Genomic DNA, 24,252 nt, shown 5'->3' with positions numbered 1-24,252 from the left:
GTTTACATAGAGGGGAGGGGTATCTTGGGGAAATGGCTAGTCTTGAATGACGAAGGTATACACGTCCTCCATTATTCTTGTCCTCCCTTCATTCCTGATCTCCAGAGTTACCGTGTAGGCTCCTGCCGGAACATGTTTTTCAACGCCAAGGTCCACGTAGATAAGTCCTCCGCCTTGCACGTGCACGTATTCCATGAACTTATCCCCATTTCTTTGCGTGTTCTTTGCGTCCAGAACCGTATAAATGATGGGTTCTGTTCCTAAAACACTTTCTATTTGGGAAGTCCTCCAAGGGATGTTAAAGTCAATCTGTTCTTGGTATTTCCTGATCTGTTCTTTTATGACATTCGGAGCATCCATTCCTAATTCATTTGAGGCATTATCAATCTGGTCTGAGATGTCAGCTTGCTGTTGATCGACTTCTCCAACTTGTTCATAAAGTTCATCTGCCCGGTCCGATAGTTTTTGTATTTCAATCATCAGCTCTTCTTTTCTGGCAACAGTTGTTGCCGGATCGTAATATTCGTCATACAGAATATCTTGTGCATCATAGATTTCGTCTAACTTTGAATATAATTTATTGGCTTCTTCTTCCAGTCGGTCTAGTTCTTGCTGAAGTTCTGCCGTGAATTCCTTTAAGTGTTCAAGGTTCCCTTCTAATTTTTCAATTTCTCCTTCTATACTGAAAATGTATAGGGTGTCTTTGGAATATCCGGCATTTTCCGTGAACAGGTAGCCAACCGTAACGTCATGACATCCGGAAAAAAGAATGGAACATCCGAGTATTAATAAAAGTATGATTATTCTCATCATGGTCACATTTAAAAATTAATCAATTGAAGGTCATATCCCAGGGCGTGAACCACACCGTTGTTCGTCTGGATGTTGGTAGAGGCAACCCGCCAGTCTGTGTTTCCATCTCCCTGTTTTGCTATCCATAGTTGATGGCCTCCGGCTTTCTCCACTCCGCCGTAATCTTCCCAGTATGTCCAGATAAACAAGGAATGGCCTAGTGTGGGAACCACCATTCCTCCTGATTCTTCATAAGTCAGGTCTTCCTGTGTCCGGTAACCTTCGGGAACCTCTTCCAGCATCAAACGTTTCGTGATGATCAAGTCCTTTAAGATTCTGGCACAAGTTTCTACTGGGATGTCTGTTACCCGGTGCCAGTATTCGCTTTCATCCACTTCTTCATCGTAATAATCTTTCAAATCGTCCAGTTCTTGATTATGGTCCAAGATGAAATGTACAATACTTAAACTCGTGACTCCGAAAAATGAAATTTGATCGTAGCCGCCTTTACCTTCAAAAATGGATTTTAACCCGGCATGTTCGATCATGATCATTGTCGAATCCCAGTCCGTGGGGTGACTTTCGAAATATTCCCACATGGAACAATCATGTATACCGTTTGCCGTGCCGCCGTCAACATAATTATACTTTGTGCATGAACACATACAGAATGTGGTCAGAAGTATAAGGCCTATCGTGATATAATTTAATTTTGATGCCATAACCAGAATAAATTTTGTTTCATTAATGGATTTTTATTGAATGCGTTGTTGGGTATGCGTAAATAAAGAGCCCCGTCTTTTACGTCCTGTTCGGATAAGATTTTATAATTGCCTTTCAGTTCTTCCCGGAAATAACCGTTACGGACAATGTCAAAATAACGCTCACCTTCGCCGAACAATTCTCTTTCCCGTTCATGGAAGATTTCTTTTAACAAAGAGGTTTTGTCCGTGGCTCCTGAATATCCTTTTAATCCGGCACGGTCCCTTATCCGGTCTAGGTCTTTTAGGGCTTCGGTTGTCATTCCAAGATGGGCCCTACATTCTGCCCGTAAAAGAATCAGGTCGGCCAAACGCCATATAATACGGTTTCCGTCCATTGCTATGACACCGATATTTTGCATAATAGATTCAGGATTGGTGGCTTTTACCGCATCCCGCCATTTATTAATGTAAGCAAAACGGGGCTTGAAAGGGGCTTTTTCTCCTTCTACGGTAAGCTCTTCTCCTAGTTTATACCAGTATTCTTTTCTTCGTTGATCTTCCGGGTCTGGGAAAAGTTGTTTCACGGTGTTTACCGAGATCCGTTCTTCTCTAAGAGTATTATTTATCTTTCTGGGATCAGTTTCTGTGTAAGGATAGTTGATTAGCAGGGTACCGGGATAACGTAATTCAAGGTTACCGGCATCATACCATCGATCGTCTTGTTCATTGATTTCTATTGAAAATATAACCTCTTTAGTAGCTCTTGCTTTACCTAAAGTATTTTGAATCAACAAGCTGATATTATTTTCCAGATCATAAAATCCAGCTTTCCCGTCAATTATGAAGGATGCCTCTTGTTCGGCTTTTTTCCAGTACTCTTCTTTGCCATAGAGTCCTCCCATCCAGGCGTAAATATTTGCCAATAGCGTGTGGACTGAGCCTAGGCTGGCATATTGCCGTGAAGTTATCGCTGTACCGTTGGCATCCGTTAATTTATCATGGGGTGGGAGAATCAAAGCTGCTTCCGCACAACGGATTGCTTCTGCAAGAACGGTGTCAACCGGGCTTTTGGCACTGGCTTCTGCTTCCTCTGAACTGGGAGCGATCGGAGCCTCTCCCCAGTGTTGGGCTATTTTGAAATACATTAATCCTTTGATAAAATTTGCTTGTGCCATCCAGTAATTTACACGTTCCTTCGGAATATTCTTGATTCGATACTGGTTATCCCGTAGAAAGTTTGCCATATAAATTGTTGCGTAGTAATTACTCCATGACATGAAATTGTCACATCCTTTACTCCAAAAAGTTTCGTAATTTAATTCCTGATAAGGTTTTGTATATGTACTTGGATAATCACGCGGGAGTCCCACATAATCCAGATAATGATCCCCATAAGCAAGAATGTTTTTTTCAAAACCGAACATGGTTATCATGATCTTTTCCAGGTCGCTTTCACTTTGGAAATAATTCCGGTATGTGACGGAAATTTCCGATTCCACATCCAGCCAGTCGTTACACGAGTAAAATGGCAGGAATAATAAAAGGAATATTATTTTTTTCATAATCAACACGTGTTAAAAGTTTACAGTTAATCCGACAGAGAATTTCCGGGGTAGGGGATATGCCCCGCTATTATCAATGCCTTTGGTAATGTCCACGATTTCAGGATCTAGCCCGGAATAATTGGTAAGCAAGAATAAATTCTCGGCTGTCAAAAATATACGGGCGCTTGTCAATCCGATTTTTTGTGCGAATTGCTGGTGCAGATTGTATCCTAGGGTCAATTGTTTCAGTCGAAGCATGTGTACTTTCTCAATATCACAATCATACCGTCCACTATATTGTTCTCCCACTTCATAGGTGATCAAACGAGGAAATTCCGGTTTGCTGTTTTCTTCTCCGGTCCATGCATTTATTTTTTCCACGTTGACATATAAAGGAGCTCCATCTGTATTGGGGATTAAAGAGCGGTCATCATAGGTTCTTAAAATGTGCCTCCCGATAGAGTATATGAAGAAGATATTCAAGTCAAATTGTTTCCAAGTGATTTCATTGATGATTCCACCATGAGCAACCGGAAGGGGACTTGCCGCATAATACATATCACCGTCGGTGATAGACCCGTTACCGTTTAAGTCTGCTAAACGACGAGTTCCGGTAAAGAATACGCCACTGGTTGTACCAAGCGGATATAACATTCCACTGGGTCTTAAATAATAAGGAATCTCATCCATATTGTTATAAAAGCCTTCCATTTTATACGCTAAAATGTTGTACAGTGGTTTCCCAATAATGTTATTTCCATAGTCGTAACCGTCACCACTCTTTTCGAAACGGTTCCAGTTTCTGGATACGTTTATTTTTGTTCTCCATTTTACTGTAGTTTCCCGGAATATATCAGCCGTTAATTCCATTTCCAACCCTTCGTTGGATACGGCGAGGGCATTCTGCCACTGGAATGTCATCAGGTTTAGGTTACTGGGTAAGTCTACTTGTCTTAACTGACCTTTCGTGTAGCGGTAGTAATAATCTAATGTCATTTTAATTCGGTAGTCGAGGAAACTGACATCCAAGCCGAGGTCATATTGATCAGTCTTTTCCCAACTTAGTTTTCGGTTTAAAAGTCCGCCCAATCGGTTAGGCATCACACCTTCTTCTCCAAAAAAAACTTGTCCGCTGGGTCCCATCAGGCCATGTGCCAGGTAAGGTTGGTAAAACTTTTGTCCTGAACGTCCCCAACTGGCACGGATTTTTCCGAAGCTTAGCCAGTAGAATTTCTTTATAAAAGGTTCATCCGAGAAAATCCAGCCTGCTGCCACAGACGGAAAGGTCGCCCAGCGCACGTTTTCCCCGAATACAGAGGAGCCGTCCCGGCGGATCGTAGCTTCCAACATGTATTTCTCTTTGAAATTATATCTCAGCCGTCCGAAATAACTGTTCATGCGTTCTTCTTCAAGACTGGATTTGTATGTACTGGCAGACTTCCATGTGGGGTTACTGTCCTTGTCGCTTCCCCAATTTTCATTAACCAGTCCATTGCTGTTACCCCACGGCTCGTTGGCATAATGCACGTAGTCATTAGGGCCGTCTTTGGCACTTCCTTCATTCAGGTAGGTCTGGTCTTTTTGGTAAGAAAGTCCTAGTAATATGTCAAAATAATGATGTTCTTTTATTTTGAATTGGTAAGAGAGTAAATTCTCGTTAAGGATAGACAAACTTCTGCCGATGCTTCCTTTTGTATAGGAACGGTGGAAATCCGTGTCTGCCGTGCTAGGACGGAAGTTATTTTGATTTTGTTGATTGTAGTCCAGGCCGCCTGACACTTTCAAGTGCATGTTACGGATGATTTCGTAATCAAGTACCAAATTGTAACGTAAAGAGTAACTCAGATTCTTTTCTATGTTATTGTTCAATGCTTCCAGAAGGTTGTCTTTAATATAGTCACTGCCCGGCAGGAGGGAGGATTGGGTGTTCGGATCGATGCTGATTCCCTCGATCTTTTGACCGGAATCACCTCGTCCTCCCCGGCTTCTGTCACTGTAAGATAGGGATATTTGATTGTCCAGTTGGATTTTTTTCGTGGGGTGTGCGGATAAATTGGTTATCACGTTGACACGTTCGAAATCTGTCCCGATCATGATTCCTTCTTCCTTGTAATATCCGGCTCCGATCATGTAGCGGAAATTCTTACTTCCCCCGCTTGCTTGTAGGTTAGCGTTATACACTTTTGCAGTTCGGTAGGCATATCTGTTCCAATCCGTGGAATTGTTGTAGAACGGGTTCAAACTATCTTGTAACATGTAAGCGTTTTGTCCTCCGTCCCGATTCCCGAAAAAGTAATTGTAAACAGGGAAATTATTGTTTTTCGTGTATTTATATACTTCTTCGTAGGAGTTGGGTATAACCCATTTACCGTTTGCGGATTGATAGGGTTTCACGGTGTTCCTGTATGCATTCATGTTGTAATTCCGGATGATGTTACCTCCCCATACTTTGATCGTTTCCGGTAACCAAGAGGCGGAATAAGAGGCATTTGCAGCAAATTGAGCTTTCCCTGCACGTCCTTTTTTGGTGGTAATCAGGATGACCCCGTTTCCTGCACGTGAGCCGTAGATGGCAGCAGAGGCGGCATCTTTCAGAACTTCGATAGATTCAATCATTGACGGGTCCAGGTCGGATAGCGTGTTTGTACCCGTGATCGGGGAAGTAAAGGCTTGCATCGGGACTCCGTCAACCACGTAAAGGGGTGTTCCGTAATTCCGGTCGCTGCCTTCTCCGTCAACGAAGAATGAGTTATAACCCCGGATAGCCACGATAGCTCCGCCACCTCCGGGAGCTCCGGAAAGATTATTTACTTCGACTCCTGCCATGTGCCCTTGTAACAGGCTCTCCAGGCTATGTGTCGGGAGTTCTTTCATTTCATCGGCTTTCAACGTGGAGATAGAACTGACAAGAGTCCGTTTCTTTTGTGAACCGTAAGCAACGACTTGTACTTCATCCAAGCCCGACACGTCAGCCTGCATTTTTACCATGACTAGTTTGTCGTCCGTGTATTTCACTTTTTGGGTTTTGTAGCCGATAAACGAGAACACGAGAGTACCTTTGGCTTCGGGTAACGGAAGCACGAAATGTCCGGCGATGTCCGAGGAGGTTCCTACTTTTGTGCTGTCCAGCAGGACGGTTACTCCCGGCATCGGTTTGTTATTTTCGTCCAATACCTTTCCTTGAATGATGAATAGTTTCTTTTTATCATCTTTCGCTTGTTCCCGAAAGAGAATAATCGTCTTGTCGAGAACCCGGAACGAGAATCCCGTGTTTTTCAGACAAGTCGTCAACACTTCTTCAATCGTGGCTTCTTGCAGATTCAGCGTGATATTCGAGATCTTTTTCACGGCTACATCATCGAAAAAGAAACTGTACTCCGATTGTGTGCGGATGTTGTTCATCACACTTTCGAGGGAGGCATTCTTAACCTTTAAATCCAGTCGTGTATCTTGTGAATAGGTGGCTGCCGAAAGGTGCATGACGCCGATAAATGTCAAGATAAAGCATAACTTCATAACTCTTACTTGTTTTTGCCATAATCCACCCGAGGAATGGCTGTTTTTGTCCATTTTTTTCATACATTTGTAATGTTTTTAATGAGAACTAGAAAATAGTTTGGGCATTTGATGTTGCGAGCGTCAGATGCCTTTTTTATTTTGCTTGAATAAAAACTGTGCGTTGATTTACTGTAAATGTTACTCGTTCATTTTGTTCTATTATTTTTAATATGGATTTGAAATCATCGGTTTTGTTCAGATCACCCGTGAACCGGATGTCCTTGGCCTCCGGGGACTGGTAGAAGACGCAGAGGTCATACCAGCGGGCTAGAATGTTGAACAGGTCTTCCAACCGGGCATCACGGAAGGCAAAGCGACCGTCTTTCCACGCCGTGTAGAGGTACGTGTTTACTTCCTGTTTCGTGAGGTTGGCGGAACTCTTTTCCAGAACACCTTGTTCACCGGGTACCAGCTTGATTTGTTGTTTGTATTTTTCCGATTGCATGATCACGGAACCGGAAACAAGCGTTGTCTGCACGTCCCGCTCGTTGGGATAAGCCCGGAAGTTGAATTGTGTTCCCAACACGGACACGCTGGCATGAGTGGAGACAACCGTGAAGGGCTTGTTCTTGTCCGGGGCTACCGTGAAATAGGCCTCCCCGTCAAGGTAAACGATGCGCTTGTCGCCAGTAAATTGTACCGGGTAACGGATTTCCGTCTCGGCGTTTAGCCATACTTCCGTGCCATCGGCAAGCGTCAGGAAATATTCTCCGCCACGAGGAATTTGTAAGGTGTTGAATATAGGGCTTTCTTGTGTGCATAAGCTATCTTTCGGTAGGGTATAGGAGACCTTGTTGTTCATGACGTTCACGATCATCCCGTTTTGTTCCTGTATCGGGGATAACGTGCTATCCGATAACGTGATTCGTTCGCCTCCGCCCGTGATTAATACTGCCTTGTGTTCTCCCGGCTTGATGACTTCTGAAATAGAGACAATGGCTTGCTGATCATTCTTTTGGAGTAGGAAAATACCTGCCGCCACGATCGGGAGAGTGAGTATTGCGGCGTAACGGATGATCGTTTTCATCCTTCTGTTCTTGCGGGCGCATTGCCGTTTGGTGATGAAATGTTGATAATCGTTTTTCCAGTTGATTTGTTGGGACTCGACTATTTTTTGTTCCAGACGCTTTCCGTCTTTAAATCCGTCATAAATCTTTTTGTTTCTTGTGGAAACGGATAACCATTCCCTCAAGGTGCGTTGTTCTTCATCATTTGCTTTCCCTCTAAGAGACGCTGTAATGATGCGGGCTAACTGAAATATGTTATTCTCTTTTTGACTCATCTTTTCGCTCATTTGATAGTAAGTCCCCTTGAGCGTAAAAAAGAGTGAGTCAAAAATGAATTATTTTTGAATATATTGCAAGATTGTAATTACAGTGATGAATTTTGTTTGGAAAGTTAAAGTTTGTAGGCCCATTTCGTCTAAGAACTGGAAAGATTTTCTTTAATTAATTGGGGGTGACTCTATATTGTTAGATTTATCTTGTAATTTGTATTATATATTGTGTAAATCATCATAGGTTTCTTTGAACATATTTTCAATTTCTCTTTTCTTTACAGAAACATTTCTCGCTTGGTTATTGATCAATAAGTATGAACTTGCTTGTTCATTAACAAAATGAGAGAATGTTTGTGTACCTATTTTCTTGGACACAATATTTTTGTAAATCCTAAATCTTTGTGTATTTACATGACTTTCTACTTTTAAACTTTTTGTGTCAACAGTTCTTGCTCCGGTAAAAGCAAACGAAACTGTTGATTGTTCTTGTAAAAGTATTGGAATTACTTTTAAACAGGTAATAATTATATTACCAAAATCTCCTTTATTAACTATTTTAGAATATTTAAAATCGCTATGACGAAATTGTTTACAGTAAAATTTAATTGCGTACACATCTAATTCATGATACTCTGCACGTATTATATAAGAATAATGAGTTATCGGAGAGAAAAACTTGTATATTTTTGTATATAGATGCTTGCTTTCATCATTACATTTATCACATTGGATGAATTTTAAATCATATCCATTGTAATCAAATGTCACGGTATCAATAGAGTTGTAACGTTTCTATTTATCTTAGACAAATCCCGTTTAGACAATTTACGAGAAGAGGTTGAACATTCTTTCAACTTTACAGGTTTCACGTCTCGTAATGGAGTCCAATTTAATCTGTCTCCTTTAGAACGCTTTTTTTCGCTACTTGATATATTTGTCATATTTTTCATATTACAAATGTATGAATAAAATAATAGATAGGCAATAGTATGTTTATTATTAATCTTTAAATTGCTATGACGTTTCAAACAAAGTATTCAAAAATCATTTGGATTATGGTTCTCTTTCAGTTGCCTTTAATCTTCCATTCCCCGATATTTCTTTTTTCGGCATTGAAATTAACTCCGACTTTCACGAGTTGTCGGCTGTCTGCCGTGTACGGAATCAAATAACCCCGATCATCGATTTGTTGCAGGGCTTGTTCTGTGCTACCATCTAGTTTGAATTCAAATACGTAGATGTATTTGGGAGTTTTAACCACGGCATCAGCCCGTCCGGTGGCACTACGTACTTCTGCATCTACAAACTGTCCCATGAGTTTGAAAACGAGATAGAACACGACTTGATAATGTCGTTCTGTCTGGGCATTTAACTCATAGGGAAAATCGGCAAAGAAGGCTCGCAACCGAGTCATGAAAGCATCGATATTACCTTTTTCTAGTTCATCCACGAATTTTCCAATGTAAAATCCTCTTTCTTCACTGGGTAAGGTTGTATAAAAAGGGAGTAAAAAATCGAGAAAACCGTATTTTACTTCTTCATTTGGGAAACCTAAAATATAGTTTCTAAAGCGTTTATCGTATTCTTTAATCGTCAAGTAACCGCTTTGATAAATCAACGGGATAGGATTATCGGTATTCATCCGGTATTCCGTGAAAGAAGATGCGGGCGCTTCGATCCCGTCAATTAATAAGCGTAGGTCATAATCACTCTTTTTCAGTAGTTCCACGAGGAATGTCGGGGTACCCGTTTGAAACCAGTAGTTACCGAATTCCAGTTTGTCGAAAGCGTTTAGCACGCTAAAAGGGTTTAACACACCCTCGCCATCCGGGTGGAAATGATAACCATCATATTGCCGGATCATTTCGTTCACAATTTCTTCCTCTGTTGATTGGTTCCTTTGTGCCATTTGATGGATTTCCGGTTCAAAAACAGCGGTTAATTCATTCGGAGTAATCCCACACAACGTTGCGTAGGAAAAATCCATACTGATGTCGTTTAGTTGGTTCAAGTCGCTGAACACGCTGACTTGTGAGAACTTGGTAACACCCGTCAAGAACACGAACCGCAGGTATCGGTCAGCACTTTTCAGTACACCGTAAAAAGCCTTCAGAGTCTGCCGATAGTTTTCCGTTAGTTCCGGGTTATTAATGGCTTGCAACAGTGGTTTATCGTATTCGTCCACCAACACTACAACCCCACGTCCTGTTTGTTCATACGCTCGCTGAATGACTCCGGCAAAACGTCTGGAGAGTGTAATTTCGTCTTTCCCTTCCCCGTATATGGTTTCCCATTGTGTGAGATAATTACTCAATATGGCGTGTAATTGTTCCGGGGCATCGTATCTCTCCGCGTTTAGATCAAGATGCAGTACGGGATAAATTGTCCAGTCATGTTCCAGTTGCTCGATAGCCAACCCTTTAAATAAATCCTTGCGTCCATTGAAATAGGATTCGAAAGTTGAGAGTAATAAACTCTTCCCAAAACGCCGCGGACGGCTCAGGAAGTAGGGCTTACCCATGTTGGCAATACGCCATGCTAATGCCGTCTTATCGACATAGAGGTAATTATTGCTGCGAATATCCTCGAAGGTCTGGATTCCGATGGGTAGCTTTCTGGTTATGCTGGTATTCATGGTCTTTATGTATTTAGTAACAAAGGTAGAGAATAAATTGTAAACGGGCAAACGCAAATAATGGGATGAGGCTGTCTAAAATTCCAGTAAGAAAATGAGAATCCCGACGGGAATAATGTGTTTCAGTTGATCGTAAAGCAACTTTTTTCCGATCTGCTTGTGGGATTTGACGGTTTCGATGTTTAGTTGGAGTTGATAGGCAATCTCTTGATTGCTTTTACCTTCTAAAACAAGCAAGTACACTTTTTGGCATTGTTCCGGTAAGTTCTGAATGGCTTTTATCAAGAGAGCGTAAACCTCTTCTTCAAGAACACGTTCTTCGTAAGTTTTGGTTTCATCCGGAGCCTCGCTTTGCATGTATTTCTGGTAGCGTCTTTTTACCTCTTCGTGGCGGAGATATTTCAGGCATTTGTGCCTGACCGTACCGTATAGATAGGCTTTTAGATTATCCACGTCATTGAATGTCTCTTGGGATTCGATTAACGAGAGAAACACTTCCTGCACAACATCTTTGTCTGTGTCCAAGTCGGGAATATAGCCTTTTGCGAATAACACCAAGGGCGTGTAGTGCTGTTCGAAAAGTTCCCGAACGATTTTTTCGTCATAGATGGAACTAGAATTTAAAGGTGTTATTGTTGCCACGTGTTATTATTTTGCCGATACGAACGTGAATCTTTTTATTTATTCGTTGCAAATATAAACTAAATTGGAATATTTACAAAATATTGAATGCGTTTCTGCAACGGTTTCTGCTAGGCCGTATCATTAAAATTGCACTGGGACTACCTTCGTGTTAGACTATCCTCATTTTACTTTTTCTTAATAGTTTCCTGATAGTTCATTTAGACCACGGAGCATTCATCCTGCATTCCTTTTGCATTCTTGTTCGATAAAATTGATTTTCGATACGATTATATTTGCCGGATGGCTCGGTCGTGTAGTATATTTATTCATTGGAGAGATATGCTTGAGCGACAGTGTACGTATGACGAGGGGATGACCAACTTATACGGAAATAGCGACAATTATTTTCAAATGAATAAAATATGTGTATCTTTACATCATGTTAAAAACTAGATTACAATCGGATTTGGTGTAATAAACAATCTGTATTTCTGATACAGATTGTCCCTTCGCTTGCTTTCGGAAAGCTCTTTCCGGGGGTAATTTCTCTATTATTATAATTTGAATTTTTAATCCGTGTACAACGAGGAATGTAGAATTATGCTTTCACGTGTATGCTTTATATTGATCAATCATGAGTAACGAAAATAATACCATTCTTGGAATCGACGTTCATTTAATTTGCGAATTCTTCTTGAATACAGAACGGCAGGGACCCGGAAGTCCCGAAGTAACGCTTAAAGTGTTAAGCTTTATAGACCATCTTACGGATCATTCCCGGATTGCAGACTTGGGATGCGGGACGGGAGGACAGACGATGACGCTGGCACGGCACGCTCCGGGGCAGATTACAGGACTCGACTTTTTTCCGGGATTCGTGGAGCGTTTTAATCATAACGCTAGGGAGTTGAATCTCCAGGAACGGGTGAAAGGCATTGTCGGTTCAATGGATGCGTTGCCTTTCGGGGAGGAAGAATTAGACTTGATCTGGTCGGAAGGTGCTATTTATAATATCGGTTTTGAACGAGGATTGAACGAGTGGCGCAAATATCTGAAGACGGGAGGATATGTTGCTGTTTCCGAGAGTTCGTGGTTTACCGAAGAACGTCCGGCAGAGATCCATGATTTTTGGATGTCCGTTTATGCGGAGATCGACACGATACCTAATAAAGTCGCCCAAATTCAGAAAGCGGGGTATATCCCCGTGGCGACTTTTATCCTGCCGGAGTATTGCTGGACGGAGAACTATTTTACCCCGTTAGTTAAAGCTCGGGAGATATTCAGCCGGAAATATGCCGGGAATAAAACAGTCGAGGAACTAATAAGTTTTCAGCATCACGAGGCTGAACTATACCGTAAGTACAAGGAGTTTTACGGTTATGTATTTTATATCGCTAAAAAAATGAAGTAATGATAGATTTAAATTATTATGGTTGGAATGATAAGTTAAACCAACTGAAACAGGAATCGACGTATGGAACTCTCACGCATGGGCGTGTCGCTATTGTACACCGGACGTGTTACGAGGTGGTTGCCGGGAGCGGAATATTCCGGTGCGAGTTGACAGGAAACATGATGTACGGGAAGTCGAATTTCGAATTACCCTGTACCGGGGATTGGGTGATCTTTCAGCCGTTTGATGAGGGGATGGGGATTATCATGGATATGTTGCCTCGGTCACGTACTTTGTGTCGTAGGAAAATCGGAACGGTTGCCGAAAAACAAGCCATAGCGGCTCATGTTGACAAAGCCTTTATTGTGCAAAGTCTGGATGATAATTTCAATGTCCGTCGTGCCGAGCGCTTTATGGTTCAGATGCGGGAAGAAAATATTACTCCTGTACTGGTACTTAATAAAGCCGACTTGGTTTTTGACCAACAAAAAGTGGAAGAGCAAATACGGCACGTTACCCGGCAGATTCCGGTGTTTTACACGAGTATTCACGAGTCTCGGACGATTTTTCGTTTAAGGGAATTTATCGCGGTGGGGGAGACGGTCGTGTTTGTCGGTTCTTCGGGTGTCGGGAAAAGTTCTCTGGTGAATGCACTTTGCGAGAAATCCGTGTTACTCACGTCCGGAATAAGTCAATCCACGGGAAAGGGGCGCCATACTTCGACCCGTCGGGAGATGGTGTTGATGGATGGAGGCGGTGTCTTGATTGATACTCCCGGGGTTCGGGAATTCGGTCTTGCGGTTGATGATCCCAGTGCGCTTGATGAGATACTGGAGATTACTGACTACGCACAATCGTGTCGTTTCAAGGATTGCGAGCATATCAATGAACCGGGTTGTGCCGTGTTGGATGCGGTGAGTCGTGGCATACTAGATCGTCAGGTTTACGAGAGTTATTTGAAACTTAGACGGGAAACGTGGCATTTCTCTGCCTCCGAACATGAGAAACGGAAAAAAGAGAAATCTTTCACGAAACTCGTGGATGAAGTGAAGAAGCGCAAGGATCATTTCTGATCCCTATTCACCTTTTTTCTGAATCCCTAGTTCTGCCGCTACTTGGAACATGTATTCCCGGGCCTCAGTGGGATTATTGCTGATTATGCCATCAAGGATAGCCTCTTTGATGGCATTTTTAATATCCCCGATTGCCTTGCAGGGTGGGAGTTGAAATGTCTCCATGATCTCTTCCCCGCTGACGGGAGGTTGGAAATTCCGGATCGCATCCTTCTCTTCGACTTCTTTCAATTTCTGGCGCACGATCTGGAAGTTTGCCAGGAATCGACGAACTTTCTCTTCATTTTTGGACGTGATGTCCGCCTCGGCAAGTGTCATCAGGTCATCGATGTCATCACCTGCGTCAAAAAGGAGGCGACGCACGGCAGAATCTGTCACGGTGTCTTCCGAGAGAACAATTGGGCGCATGTGGAGGCTGACCAGTTTTTGCACGTATTTCATCTTTTCATTCTGGGGGAGTTTCAGGCGGTTGAATAATCTTCCGACCATACGTTCGCCCACGTGATTGTGGCCGTAAAAAGTCCAGCCTTGTCCCGGAATGAATTTTTTGGTGACCGGTTTGGCTATGTCATGCAGTAAGGCTGCCCAGCGTAACCACAGGTTGTTGGAAACACGGCTTACCGAGTCCACGACCGTCAGCGTGTGGTAAAAGTTATCTTTATGCCCGATGCCGTCCACGTGTTCCACGCCTTTTAAAGCGGATAGTTCCGGGAAGAAGACACTCAACAGGCCGGATTGTTCCAGTAATTTTAATCCCACGGAAGGTTTCGGTGAGGCCATGATCTTGTTAAACTCGTCCATGATGCGCTCTTTGGAGACGATTTTCAACCGATCCCGATTAGCGATGATACTTTCAAATGTCACGGGTTCGATCGTGAAATTCAATTGTGAAGCAAAACGGACGGCCCGCATCATACGCAAGGGATCATCGGAAAACGTGATGATCGGATCAAGGGGTGTTTTTAATATTCCGTTCTCCAAATCCTGAAGTCCCCCGAACGGGTCAACAAGTGTCCCATAGTTCTCTTGGTTCAAGGATATGGCTAAAGCGTTGATCGTGAAATCACGCCGTTTTTGGTCGTCCTCGATGGTGCCTTCTTCGACGACGGGTTTACGGGAATCGAGATGGTAGGATTCCTTGCGGGCTCCCACGAATTCAATCTCTACCCCTTTATAGCGGAACATGGCCGTTCCGAAATTTTTAAACACGGAAACCGTTAAGTCTCCGAGTTGTTTGGCAGCCGTCTCAGCCAATTCGATTCCGCTCCCCAACACGACAATATCAATGTCTTTGGAGGGACGGTGTAATATCAGGTCGCGCACGTATCCCCCGATAACGTAAATTTCCAACCCTTTCTCTGCTGCGATTCCGGATAATATCTTAAAAATAGGATGAGTTAACTGCATATTCTTTATTTTGGTTGCAAAATTATCAAGTTATCCCGTACAGACCAAATAAATTGTTTCGGATTTGTCCGGATTACCCTTTTTTCGATATTTTTGTGACCTATGTATTATTGAGATTAAAGATTATGGATAGAGAGCGACGATTAGCGGCATTATTCGATATGGACGGAGTGGTGCTTGACACGGAAGGGCAGTACGATAATTTTTGGCGGGAACAGGGAAGACGTTACCATCCGGATAAACCGGAATTTCATAAGATGATCAAGGGGCAAACGACGGAATTGATTCTGAAGAATTATTTCAAGGGAAATGTTGCTTTGCAACAACAGATTTCACTGGAACTTGACGAGTTCGAGAGCCGGATGGATTTCCCCTACTTCCCCGGTGTGGAACTTTTTATCCGGACGTTACAGAAACATGGGGTGAGAACCGCACTGGTTACCAGTTCAAACAATAAGAAGATGGCTCATGTGCTAATGGTTCATCCGGAGTTTACCGAGTTATTTGAACGTGTGATTACGGCAGATAAGATTACCCGGTCTAAACCCGATCCGGAGTGTTATTTGCTGGCAGCACGGGAGTTGCAGATGGAAGTGGATGTCTGCTGTGTCTTCGAAGACTCTTTTTCCGGGATCGAGGCCGGCCGACGTGCGGGAATGAAAGTTGTCGGTTTGGCAACCACGAACCCGAGAGAGAAGATACAGGATAAAGTCGATTGGGTACTTTCCGATTTCACGGGATGCGTGTATGATGAATTTATCGACTTAATGGAAAGGTGAGTCGAAAGTTTGTAAAGTTCATAAAGTCCATAAGGTTCATAAAGTGACGGGTGTCCTTCGGATAATATTGAACGGCAACTCAGAATTGCCGTTGACAAAGTACCTGCAAGGGTCCAAGGACCTTATAGACTTTATAAACCTTATGAACTTTTGACCCATTACACGATACCCGAAAATCCCATGAATGCCATGGCCAGCAATCCGGCTGTAACCAGTGCGATGGGGGTTCCTTTCATGCCTTGAGGAATGGAGGATAGTTCCAGTTGTTCCCGGATTCCGGCAAAGATGGTTAAAGCTAATCCGAAACCTAATGCAGTTGAGGCTGCAAACACGACGGATTCCAGTAAGTTATAATCTTTTTGAATCACCATGATGGCTACACCAAGTACGGCACAGTTTGTCGTGATCAAGGGTAAGAAAACTCCTAATGCTTGATAAAGTGACGGACTTACCTTCTTCAGAATGATTTCCACCATCTGAACGAGGGCGGCAATGATCAAGATAAACACGATGGTTTGCATGAATCCGATGCCGAACGGGTCAAGTACGGTTTTCTGTACGATAAATGTTACCATGGTGGCCAGAATCATCACGAACGTAACGGCTCCTGTCATTCCGAGTGCCGTGGGTACGCTCTTGGAAACCCCTAGGAACGGGCAGATTCCCAAGAATTGTGCCAACACGATGTTGTTGACAAATACGGCGGCTATAAATATAAAAACGTATTCCATGTTTCTAATTTTAGATTTTAAATTTTAGATTTTAGATTGCTTTTTCAATTTACAATTTACAATCTAAAATTTACAATTAGTTGGTTTTTCTTATTCTGTTGATGAATGCGATCAGGTAACCCAAAGCGATAAACGCTCCCGGAGCCAGAACGAAAACGAGCATTCCGTAATTTTCATTGTAGAGGGTCATGTTGAAGAACTTCCCACTACCCAGAATCTCACGGATAGAACCTAATATCGTTAATGCCATTGCGAAACCAAGGCCGATACCCAAACCGTCCAGCATGGAAGGAATGGCTTTGTTTTTGGATGCGAATGATTCAGCTCGTCCCAGCACGATACAGTTCACCACGATCAATGGAATGAATAATCCCAAAGATTCGTGCAAGCTCGGCAGGTAAGCTGCCATACACATATCGACCACGGTAACGAATGCGGCGATGATCACGATAAAACCGGGAATCCGGATTTTGTCGGGAATCAGGTTTGCCACGAGCGAGATGGCCAGGTTGGATAGTACCAGAACGAAAGCCGTGGCTAAGCCCATCCCCAAGCCGTTAATGGCAGAGGTGGTGACTCCCAGCGTGGGACACATCCCGAGCAGGAGTACGAAGGTCGGATTTTCCTTGAAGAACCCTTTGGTAAAAGTTTGCCAGTTGTTCATATCTTTATTCTTTCATTGATTTTACGTGTTATTTTGCGGATTCTGCCAATGCTTTTGCCGCCCGGTTTACTGCATCCAGGAAAGCTCTGGATGAAATCGTGGCGGCCGTGATGGCATCCACGTTTCCGCCGTCCTTTGAAACCTGAAGTCCTTGCGCACCCGGAGTTTTTCCGGTAATATCACCTTTGGCACCTTTCACGAACCAGGTGTCCATTTTGGAACCCAATCCCGGGGTTTCTTTGTGGCTTAGCACGGAGTAGTTATATATACTTCCGTCTGGGGTGAATCCTACCATAAGTTCAATAAGCCCGCCAAACCCGTTATTTGTGAACGTTTTAATGGCTGTCCCCACGAGTTGCCCGTTTGCTTTAGCCGGATAGAATTCTAATTCCCCTCCATCTGCTTTCACGATCTGTTTTTCCGTCATCGGGTCATTATCAAAAGCGGGAACCACGGCACGAATGGCCTGTACTTGCTTTTCAATTTTTACTTTTTCAATTAATCCGGACGTGAGTGAGTTCACAACTCCCACTGCGGCGGAGGAAACCAGTGTTACCAAAAATAACACCAGTACCATATTCTTAAAACTTGATTCTAATTTCTTTCCCATCAGTTTAGATTTTAAATTTTAGATTTTAAATTTTAAATTCCATTTGTAAGTAATTTACAATCTACAATTAGTAAATTTAAAATCGTCGGGGTTTACAATATCTGTTTATCAGCGGTGTGAATCCGTTCATGATCAGGATTGCGAAAGACATTCCTTCCGGGTAAGCCCCGAATACACGGATGATTACGGTCAACAATCCGATTCCGACACCGTAAATAATCATTCCTTTATGTGTCATGGGAGAGGTTACGTAATCCGTGGCCATAAAGATTGCTCCCAACATCAAACCTCCTGTAAAGAGATGGAAAACCGGACCGGCAAATTGTGCCGGATCAGCTAGGTTCAGAATCCCGGAGAACACGATAACAGTGGCGAAAATAGCCACCGGGATGTGCCAACTGATGATCTTTCGGATCAGCATATAGGCGAATCCTAATAAAAGTCCGATAGCGGCGACTTCTCCTAAACTACCCCCCATGTTACCGAGAATCAAGTTACCGGTAGAGAATCCGGCTGAAGAGAGTGCGTCTCCGACAGCTTGTCCGTTCTTAACGGCCTCTTTTACAAGAGCTAGGGGTGTAGCCCCGGTTACGGCATCAGCCGTAGCGAATCCGTTCGGTATGGGCCAAGTGGTCATTTGTACCGGGAACGAGATCAACAGGAAAACACGACCCACGAGAGCCGGGTTGAAAATATTGTTTCCTAATCCTCCGAAACTCATTTTACCGATACCGATGGCAACCAATGCCCCGATGACCACGATCCACAAGGGAAGAGACGAGGGAAGGTTAAATGCCAGCAATACTCCCGTGATGATGGCTGATCCGTCCCATATTGTGGGACGTTGTTTCATGAGGTATTTTTGAATAACGTATTCGAATACAAGGCAGGCAACTACCGAGGTGAGGGTTACCAGAATGGCTCCCAGCCCGAAAAATACGATAGAAAAGATAAACGTCGGTACTAATGCGATAAGTACGCCGTACATATTTTTTTCTATCGAATCCCCGCCGTGAACGTGGGGGGAGGGGGATATGGTGAAATTACTCATATTTTTTTATTTAGTGATTTAGTGGTTTCCGATTCTGTGATTTCCACCCACGAGTCAACGCTTGTTAATCATTAAATCATTTAATCGGCAATCTCTGAATCGATTCATTCTACATTAATATTATTTTTTTCTCGCCCGGATCATTTGCCCTGTTCTGGCTTTCCCCAGACGGATCACGTCAAGCAACGGACGGTTTGCCGGACAGGTAAAACTACATGAACCACATTCGATACAGTCCATGATCTTTTCTGATTCCAGCATTTCCAGCTTGTTGTGTTCTCCAAGTAACATCAAATAATAGGGTTCCAATCCCATGGGACACACGTTAACACATTTCGAACAGCGGATACAGTTCCGATATTCTTTACGGGCAGATTCTTCCTGACGTATAAGCAGGATGCCACTCGTGCCTTTCGTGACGGGAATGTTCGTGTTGGTCAGGGCTTTTCCCATCATGGGGCCTCCTCCAATCACTTTACCCGTGTCTTCAGGCAATCCCCCGGCAGCCTCGATCAGTTGTGAGATCGGGGTCCCGATGCGGCAAAGGTAATTACCCGGTTCTTTTAATGATTTTCCGGTAACCGTGACTACCCGTTCGAACAGGGGTTTATGTTTCATGACAGCTTCGTACACGGCATACACGGTCCCCACGTTCTGCACCACGGCCCCGACAGCAATGGGTAGTCCGCCCGATGGCACGAATTTTCCGGTGGTGGCTTGTATCAATTGTTTCTCACCTCCTTGTGGGTATTGTATCTTTAACGGGCATATCTCGATTCCGTCCGCCAGTCTGGCTAGTTTACCCAGTTCTTCAATGGCGTCTCGTTTGTTGTTTTCGATTCCCACGATCGTGCGTTTCACGCCGAGGACTTTCATGATAAGTTGTATACCAATGATCAACTCTTTCCCGTGTTCCAGCATCAAACGATGGTCTGCCGTGAGGTAAGGCTCACATTCTACACCGTTGATGATAAGTACTTCGGCTGTACTTCCGGGAGGGGGCGATAGTTTCACCTGTGTCGGAAAGGTGGCTCCACCCATACCGACAATTCCTGCCGCACTAATAGCTGCCAGAATCTCTTCTTTTGTGAATGTACCGGGTTGTTTGTTGATGGGATCTTTTAGGATGTTTTCATCCCATTCGTCACCTTCTACTTTAATGGTTACAGCCGGGCGGGGGTAACCGCTGGCGTCGATAACCGGATCAAGTGACATAACGGTTCCTGACACGGAACTATGGATGTTTGCCGATATAAAGCCGGCAGCCTGACCGATGATTTGTCCTACTTTTACTTGATCTCCTTTTTTCACCGTGGGAACGGCAGGAGCCCCGATATGTTGTGATAAGGGTATAGTTACTTGTTCGGGGAGGGGAAGGGTGATAATTTCCCCTTGTGCTGATAATTTATTTTCTGGTGGGTGAACTCCCCCAATTTTAAATGTCTTAAGCACGGTGTATTAATTTTAGATTTTAAATTGAATGATTCTGTGATTTCGTGATTTTAGATCCTATCGATTAAATGATTTAATCACCCAACCATTGAATCGGCAATCACTAAATTTGTTCGTTTTTCGCTTCTACTTCAGCTGGTTCGGTGATTTTCCGGGGAGGAAAATTAACCTCGTGGATCGCGTGTGTCGGGCAAGCACTGACACATTTCCGGCAAAGTTTACATTTTCGGAAATCAATGTATGCCAAGTTGTTCTCTAGGGTGATGGCCTCGAAAGGACATTCTTTCACGCATTTTCCACATCCGATGCAGGCTGCTGTACAGGCTTTGCGGGCAATGTTCCCCTTGTCTTTGTTCACGCAGCAAACAAAAACTCGCCGATCTTTCACTCCTTTGTTTCGTAACTCGATGATGTTTCTCGGACAGGCCTTCACGCAGGCTCCACACGCCACGCACTTCTCCTCGGAAACGACCGGGAGACCGTTCTCGTCCATATGAATGGCATCGAACGGACAGGCTGTTACGCAATCCCCACATCCCAGGCAACCGAAGGTACAATCGGTTTCACCCCGGTAAAGGGAATGTTCGATGGCGCATGATTTGTAACCGTCATATTGACTGGTACGTTGACGATGGTCACACGTGCCGTTACATCTTACCACCGCAATTTGCGGGGTTTGTGCCGTTACTTCCATGCCCAGGGCGGCGGCAACTTTCGTCATGGTTTCCGCACCTCCAACCGGACAAAACAGTCCATCCAAAGAAGTAGCCTTTACCGTGGCTTCCGCAAATCCCCTACACCCGGGTTTGCCACATCCTCCGCAATTTGCTCCCGGTAGGATGCTTTCCACGGTATCAATTCTAGGGTCTTCCTCGACCTTGAATTTTTGCGCGACAAAATAGAGAATCACGGCAGACGCAATCCCAATAGCGCACAAAGAAATAATGGTGTAAATAATGGTAGTAGTCATCATAAAGGTGTTTGTTTTGTCTCCTCTAGTTTGTTATAACGCCCGTAAAGTTATTATTTTTTTTCTAGGTTATGCTATTTTAACCTTGAATTTTATTTTTTGGGCAAACTTGTTTCTTAGTAAATACAGGCAAATAAAGTAGGCTGATATTGCAATTAGGGATAATGTAGCGGCCATAACTTCACTGACTCCGGCAAGGATAAGCAAGGTCAAAATAACGATAATTAAAACGGAAGGAACAATGTATGCCAATAGCACGGAAAGCATGGCATTTTGAGTACTGGCACTGACGATTACTTTGTCTCCTATTTTGACGTCTTCATTCGGTTTTTCTGCCGTGATGCTCTTTAAAGCCATTTCCGACATACCACAAGCTCCTTTGGCATGACATCCCGCACAGGCTGTTTGGCTTTGTATGGTCACTATAATAAAGGTATCGGCTACCTGTGTCACGATTCCATCATGTTCTATTGTATTTTTTGCCATAATATGATTCTTAGAATAGAGCAAATATAATGATAAAATAAAAACCATCCTGCAGCGAGGATGGTTTTCATTTTTTATTTTTTACGCATAAAAATTTGAATCGGTACACCCGTGAACTTCCAGTGTTCCCGGATTTTGTTTTCCAGAAAACGCTTGTAAGGTTCTTTCACGTATTGCGGTAAGTTGCAATAGAATGCGAAAGTTGGGGTTTTCGATGGTAGTTGTGTCACGTATTTTATGCGGATATATTTTCCTTTCAAGCTGGGGGGAGGGAAGTTTTCGATCTCTTCCAGCATGATACGGTTCAGTTCGGATGTTTTCAGTTTTTGTTTCCGGTTTTCGTAGGTCTGGATGGCTGATTCAAGCGCTTTCAACAGACGTTGTTTCGTGAGAGCCGAGGTGAAAATGATCTCCACGTCGTTGAAGGGGGCCATTTTTGCCCGCAGTTCTTTCTCGAAATTGATTGTCGTTTTGTTATCTTTCTCGATCAGGTCCCACTTGTTCACGAGGACTACCACGCCTTTCTGGTTACGCTCGATGAGGTGGAATATGTTCAAGTCCTGAGATTCCATTCCCCGGGTTGCATCAATCAGTAGCATACACACGTCACTGTCTTCGATGGCACGCACGGAACGCATCACGGAATAGAATTCCACGTCTTCATTGACTTTCGCTTTCTTGCGTAATCCCGCGGTGTCCACCAACAAGAAGTCGTGTCCGAAACGATTATAGCGGGTGGTGATCGTGTCACGAGTTGTTCCGGCAATATCGGTTACGATATTACGTTCTTCCCCGATAAGGGCGTTGATCGTGGAGGATTTTCCCACGTTAGGGCGTCCCACGATAGCGATCTTGGGAAGTTCTTCCATGTCTTCGAGCGGGTCGGTGGTGAAGTGTGAAACCAGCTTGTCAAGTAGTTCTCCTGTTCCCGAACCGTTGATGGATGCTATGGGGAAAATCTCTTCTCCGACTCCCAGTTTATAGAATTCGTGGACATCGTAGAGACGTTCTCCATTGTCCACCTTGTTTGCCACGAGGTAAATGGGTTTGTTGACTTTCCGGAGCATACGGGCGAAACTGTGGTCCAGATCGGTAATACCGAGTTCCACGTCGCAGACGAACAGGATCACGTCGGCCTCGTCCATAGCGAGTAATACCTGTTTGTTGATCTCCTCCTCGAAGATGTCCGAACTGTTGGAAACGTATCCTCCGGTGTCAATCACCGAGAATTCTTTGCCGTTCCATTCTGATTTTCCGTAATTCCGGTCACGGGTCACCCCGCTTTCCTCGTTTACGATGGCTTTCCGGCCACCGACTAAACGATTGAAAAGTGTTGATTTTCCCACGTTGGGACGTCCTACTATTGCAACAATATTACTCATTGGAAAGATAAAAGTTAAAAGATAAAAACTAAAAGATTAAAGTTGTTTGTAACCGAAGCGTTTCAGGTCGTTTTCCTTGTTCCGCCAGTCTTTGAGGACTTTGACGTACAGGTTCAGGAATACTTTTTTCCCGAAGAAGGCTTCGATGTCAACACGGGCTTCCGTACCGACTTTTTTCAATGCGGCACCCTGATGCCCGATAATGATACCTTTCTGGGAATCCCGTTCCACGTTGATCACGGCCATGATGTTGATACGTTTGGTTTCTTCCTTGAATTCTTCCACGACAACCTCGACAGAATAAGGAATTTCTTTATCGTAGTTCAACAAAATCTTTTCCCGGATAATTTCGGTTACGAAAAAGCGTGCCGGCATATCGGTCATTTCTTCTTTGTCGAAATAAGGTTCTCCCACGGGTAACAATTCCAGAATGCGCTTGTATAAATTGTCCACGTTGAAATTCTCAGTAGCCGAGATCGGGAATATTTCAGCTCGCGGGATGATCTCTTTCCACTTGTCGAACAGGGCATCCAGTTTATCCGGGGTGGTCAGGTCAATTTTGTTCAACACCAGAAGGATGGGAACCTCGCTTTGTTTCACTTTCTCGATAAAGTCCGCGTTCTTTTCGATATTCTCCACCACGTCGGTGACATAGAGGATGATGTCGGCATCGATAATGGCGCTTTTCGAGAAATCAAGCATATATTCCTGCATCTTGTAACTGGGTTTCACGACCCCCGGGGTATCGGAAAATACGATCTGAAAATCCTCCCCGTTCACGATTCCCTTGATCCGGTGACGTGTGGTTTGGGATTTGGACGTGATAATCGATAATTTCTCCCCGACTAGTCGATTCATCAAGGTTGATTTTCCCACGTTGGGGTTTCCTAAGATATTGACAAAACCTGCTCTGTGCTCCATTTATTTAAAAATTAATTGGGCACAAAGGTACGATAACTAATTGAAAATTGAAAGCCTAAACGAAAATGTGCGGGTCTATTTTTTGTTTTGCTTGTAGACATAAGCGATTTTCTCGCTGTCTGGAAAATATAAAGTCACTTGACCCACTATTATACTCTAAATTGACCCATCAAAAAAATATTAGAATTAAGTAGAGA

Annotated in this window: 21 protein-coding genes; 3 read left to right on the top strand and 18 right to left on the bottom strand. The window is 43.6% G+C overall.

All coding sequences use genetic code 11. The features are described 5' to 3' along the window. Positions 1-36: 36 nt before the first annotated feature. The 8 genes from I2I33_RS15835 to I2I33_RS15800 form a co-directional block, all read right to left on the bottom strand. Positions 37-810 carry a hypothetical protein gene (locus I2I33_RS15835; protein WP_140402587.1) on the bottom strand — a complete coding sequence of 258 codons (774 nt, stop codon included), beginning with the start codon at positions 808-810 and terminating at the stop codon, positions 37-39. A gap of 11 nt (positions 811-821) precedes the next feature. Next, positions 822-1,514, bottom strand: a complete 693-nt coding sequence (locus I2I33_RS15830) for a hypothetical protein (RefSeq protein WP_087421166.1) — start codon at positions 1,512-1,514, stop codon at positions 822-824. After that, positions 1,499-3,058 carry a RagB/SusD family nutrient uptake outer membrane protein gene (locus I2I33_RS15825; RefSeq protein WP_195666846.1) on the bottom strand — a complete coding sequence of 520 codons (1,560 nt, stop codon included), beginning with the start codon at positions 3,056-3,058 and terminating at the stop codon, positions 1,499-1,501. The genes I2I33_RS15830 and I2I33_RS15825 overlap by 16 nt, the downstream gene beginning before the upstream one ends. 12 nt (positions 3,059-3,070) lie before the next feature. After that, a complete protein-coding gene (locus tag I2I33_RS15820) occupies positions 3,071-6,619 on the bottom strand; it encodes a SusC/RagA family TonB-linked outer membrane protein (RefSeq protein ID WP_229128338.1) in 3,549 nt (1,182 codons plus the stop codon). A 73-nt stretch (positions 6,620-6,692) separates the two neighbouring features. Further along, on the bottom strand, positions 6,693-7,880 hold the full coding sequence (locus I2I33_RS15815) for a FecR family protein (RefSeq protein ID WP_162613781.1): 1,188 nt from the start codon (positions 7,878-7,880) through the stop codon (positions 6,693-6,695). 213 nt (positions 7,881-8,093) lie between these two features. Continuing rightward, the gene (locus I2I33_RS15810) at positions 8,094-8,492 is read right to left on the bottom strand and encodes a hypothetical protein (protein ID WP_229128337.1); all 399 of its coding nucleotides are present in this window, start codon (positions 8,490-8,492) and stop codon (positions 8,094-8,096) included. 451 nt (positions 8,493-8,943) lie between these two features. After that, positions 8,944-10,512 carry an ATP-binding protein gene (locus tag I2I33_RS15805; RefSeq protein WP_087421170.1) on the bottom strand — a complete coding sequence of 523 codons (1,569 nt, stop codon included), beginning with the start codon at positions 10,510-10,512 and terminating at the stop codon, positions 8,944-8,946. Positions 10,513-10,587: 75 nt separating this feature from the next. Further along, positions 10,588-11,154 (bottom strand): RNA polymerase sigma-70 factor, encoded by a 567-nt coding sequence (locus tag I2I33_RS15800; RefSeq protein WP_087421171.1) that lies wholly within the window; start codon positions 11,152-11,154, stop codon positions 10,588-10,590. 616 nt (positions 11,155-11,770) lie between these two features. Between I2I33_RS15800 and I2I33_RS15795 the strand changes: the two genes are divergently transcribed. Together I2I33_RS15795 and rsgA are read left to right on the top strand one after the other, a co-directional pair. After that, positions 11,771-12,547 (top strand): class I SAM-dependent methyltransferase, encoded by a 777-nt coding sequence (locus tag I2I33_RS15795; protein ID WP_087421172.1) that lies wholly within the window; start codon positions 11,771-11,773, stop codon positions 12,545-12,547. Then, on the top strand, positions 12,547-13,602 hold the full coding sequence (gene rsgA / locus I2I33_RS15790) for a ribosome small subunit-dependent GTPase A (RefSeq protein ID WP_087421173.1): 1,056 nt from the start codon (positions 12,547-12,549) through the stop codon (positions 13,600-13,602). The genes I2I33_RS15795 and rsgA overlap by 1 nt, the downstream gene beginning before the upstream one ends. 3 nt (positions 13,603-13,605) lie before the next feature. Here the strand turns inward: rsgA and I2I33_RS15785 are convergent, their stop codons facing one another. Further along, positions 13,606-15,009: a CCA tRNA nucleotidyltransferase gene (locus tag I2I33_RS15785; protein WP_087421174.1), complete on the bottom strand. Its 1,404-nt coding sequence runs from the start codon at positions 15,007-15,009 to the stop codon at positions 13,606-13,608. Positions 15,010-15,134: 125 nt separating this feature from the next. Between I2I33_RS15785 and I2I33_RS15780 the strand changes: the two genes are divergently transcribed. Beyond that, positions 15,135-15,788, top strand: a complete 654-nt coding sequence (locus tag I2I33_RS15780; protein ID WP_087421317.1) for an HAD family hydrolase — start codon at positions 15,135-15,137, stop codon at positions 15,786-15,788. A gap of 158 nt (positions 15,789-15,946) precedes the next feature. Here I2I33_RS15780 and I2I33_RS15775 read toward each other — a convergent pair whose 3' ends face one another. From I2I33_RS15775 to era, 9 genes are all read right to left on the bottom strand, one after another. Beyond that, on the bottom strand, positions 15,947-16,519 hold the full coding sequence (locus I2I33_RS15775; protein WP_087421175.1) for an electron transport complex protein RnfA: 573 nt from the start codon (positions 16,517-16,519) through the stop codon (positions 15,947-15,949). Between the two features lie 76 nt (positions 16,520-16,595). Next, entirely contained in the window at positions 16,596-17,183 is a 588-nt protein-coding gene (locus tag I2I33_RS15770) for an RnfABCDGE type electron transport complex subunit E (protein ID WP_087421176.1), read from the bottom strand. Between the two features lie 28 nt (positions 17,184-17,211). Beyond that, complete coding sequence (locus I2I33_RS15765; protein ID WP_195666845.1) at positions 17,212-17,793, bottom strand: RnfABCDGE type electron transport complex subunit G; 582 nt, start codon at positions 17,791-17,793, stop codon at positions 17,212-17,214. 76 nt (positions 17,794-17,869) lie between these two features. Continuing rightward, entirely contained in the window at positions 17,870-18,844 is a 975-nt protein-coding gene (locus I2I33_RS15760; protein ID WP_087421177.1) for an RnfABCDGE type electron transport complex subunit D, read from the bottom strand. Between the two features lie 120 nt (positions 18,845-18,964). Next, on the bottom strand, positions 18,965-20,296 hold the full coding sequence (rsxC, locus tag I2I33_RS15755; protein ID WP_087421178.1) for an electron transport complex subunit RsxC: 1,332 nt from the start codon (positions 20,294-20,296) through the stop codon (positions 18,965-18,967). A 103-nt stretch (positions 20,297-20,399) separates the two neighbouring features. Next, positions 20,400-21,269: a Fe-S cluster domain-containing protein gene (locus I2I33_RS15750; protein WP_087421179.1), complete on the bottom strand. Its 870-nt coding sequence runs from the start codon at positions 21,267-21,269 to the stop codon at positions 20,400-20,402. A 66-nt stretch (positions 21,270-21,335) separates the two neighbouring features. Beyond that, positions 21,336-21,752: a SoxR reducing system RseC family protein gene (locus I2I33_RS15745; protein ID WP_087421319.1), complete on the bottom strand. Its 417-nt coding sequence runs from the start codon at positions 21,750-21,752 to the stop codon at positions 21,336-21,338. A gap of 74 nt (positions 21,753-21,826) precedes the next feature. Then, a complete protein-coding gene (gene der, locus I2I33_RS15740) occupies positions 21,827-23,134 on the bottom strand; it encodes a ribosome biogenesis GTPase Der (protein ID WP_087421180.1) in 1,308 nt (435 codons plus the stop codon). 36 nt (positions 23,135-23,170) lie between these two features. Further along, positions 23,171-24,055: a GTPase Era gene (gene era, locus I2I33_RS15735; RefSeq protein WP_087421181.1), complete on the bottom strand. Its 885-nt coding sequence runs from the start codon at positions 24,053-24,055 to the stop codon at positions 23,171-23,173. Positions 24,056-24,252: the final 197 nt, after the last annotated feature.

The organism is Butyricimonas sp. BSD2780061689_150309_C8 (assembly GCF_015560935.1).
Taxonomy (GTDB): Bacteria; Bacteroidota; Bacteroidia; order Bacteroidales; family Marinifilaceae; genus Butyricimonas; species Butyricimonas paravirosa.
Note: the sequence above shows the minus strand (reverse complement) of the source record. Positions and strands in the feature narration are given on the sequence as shown.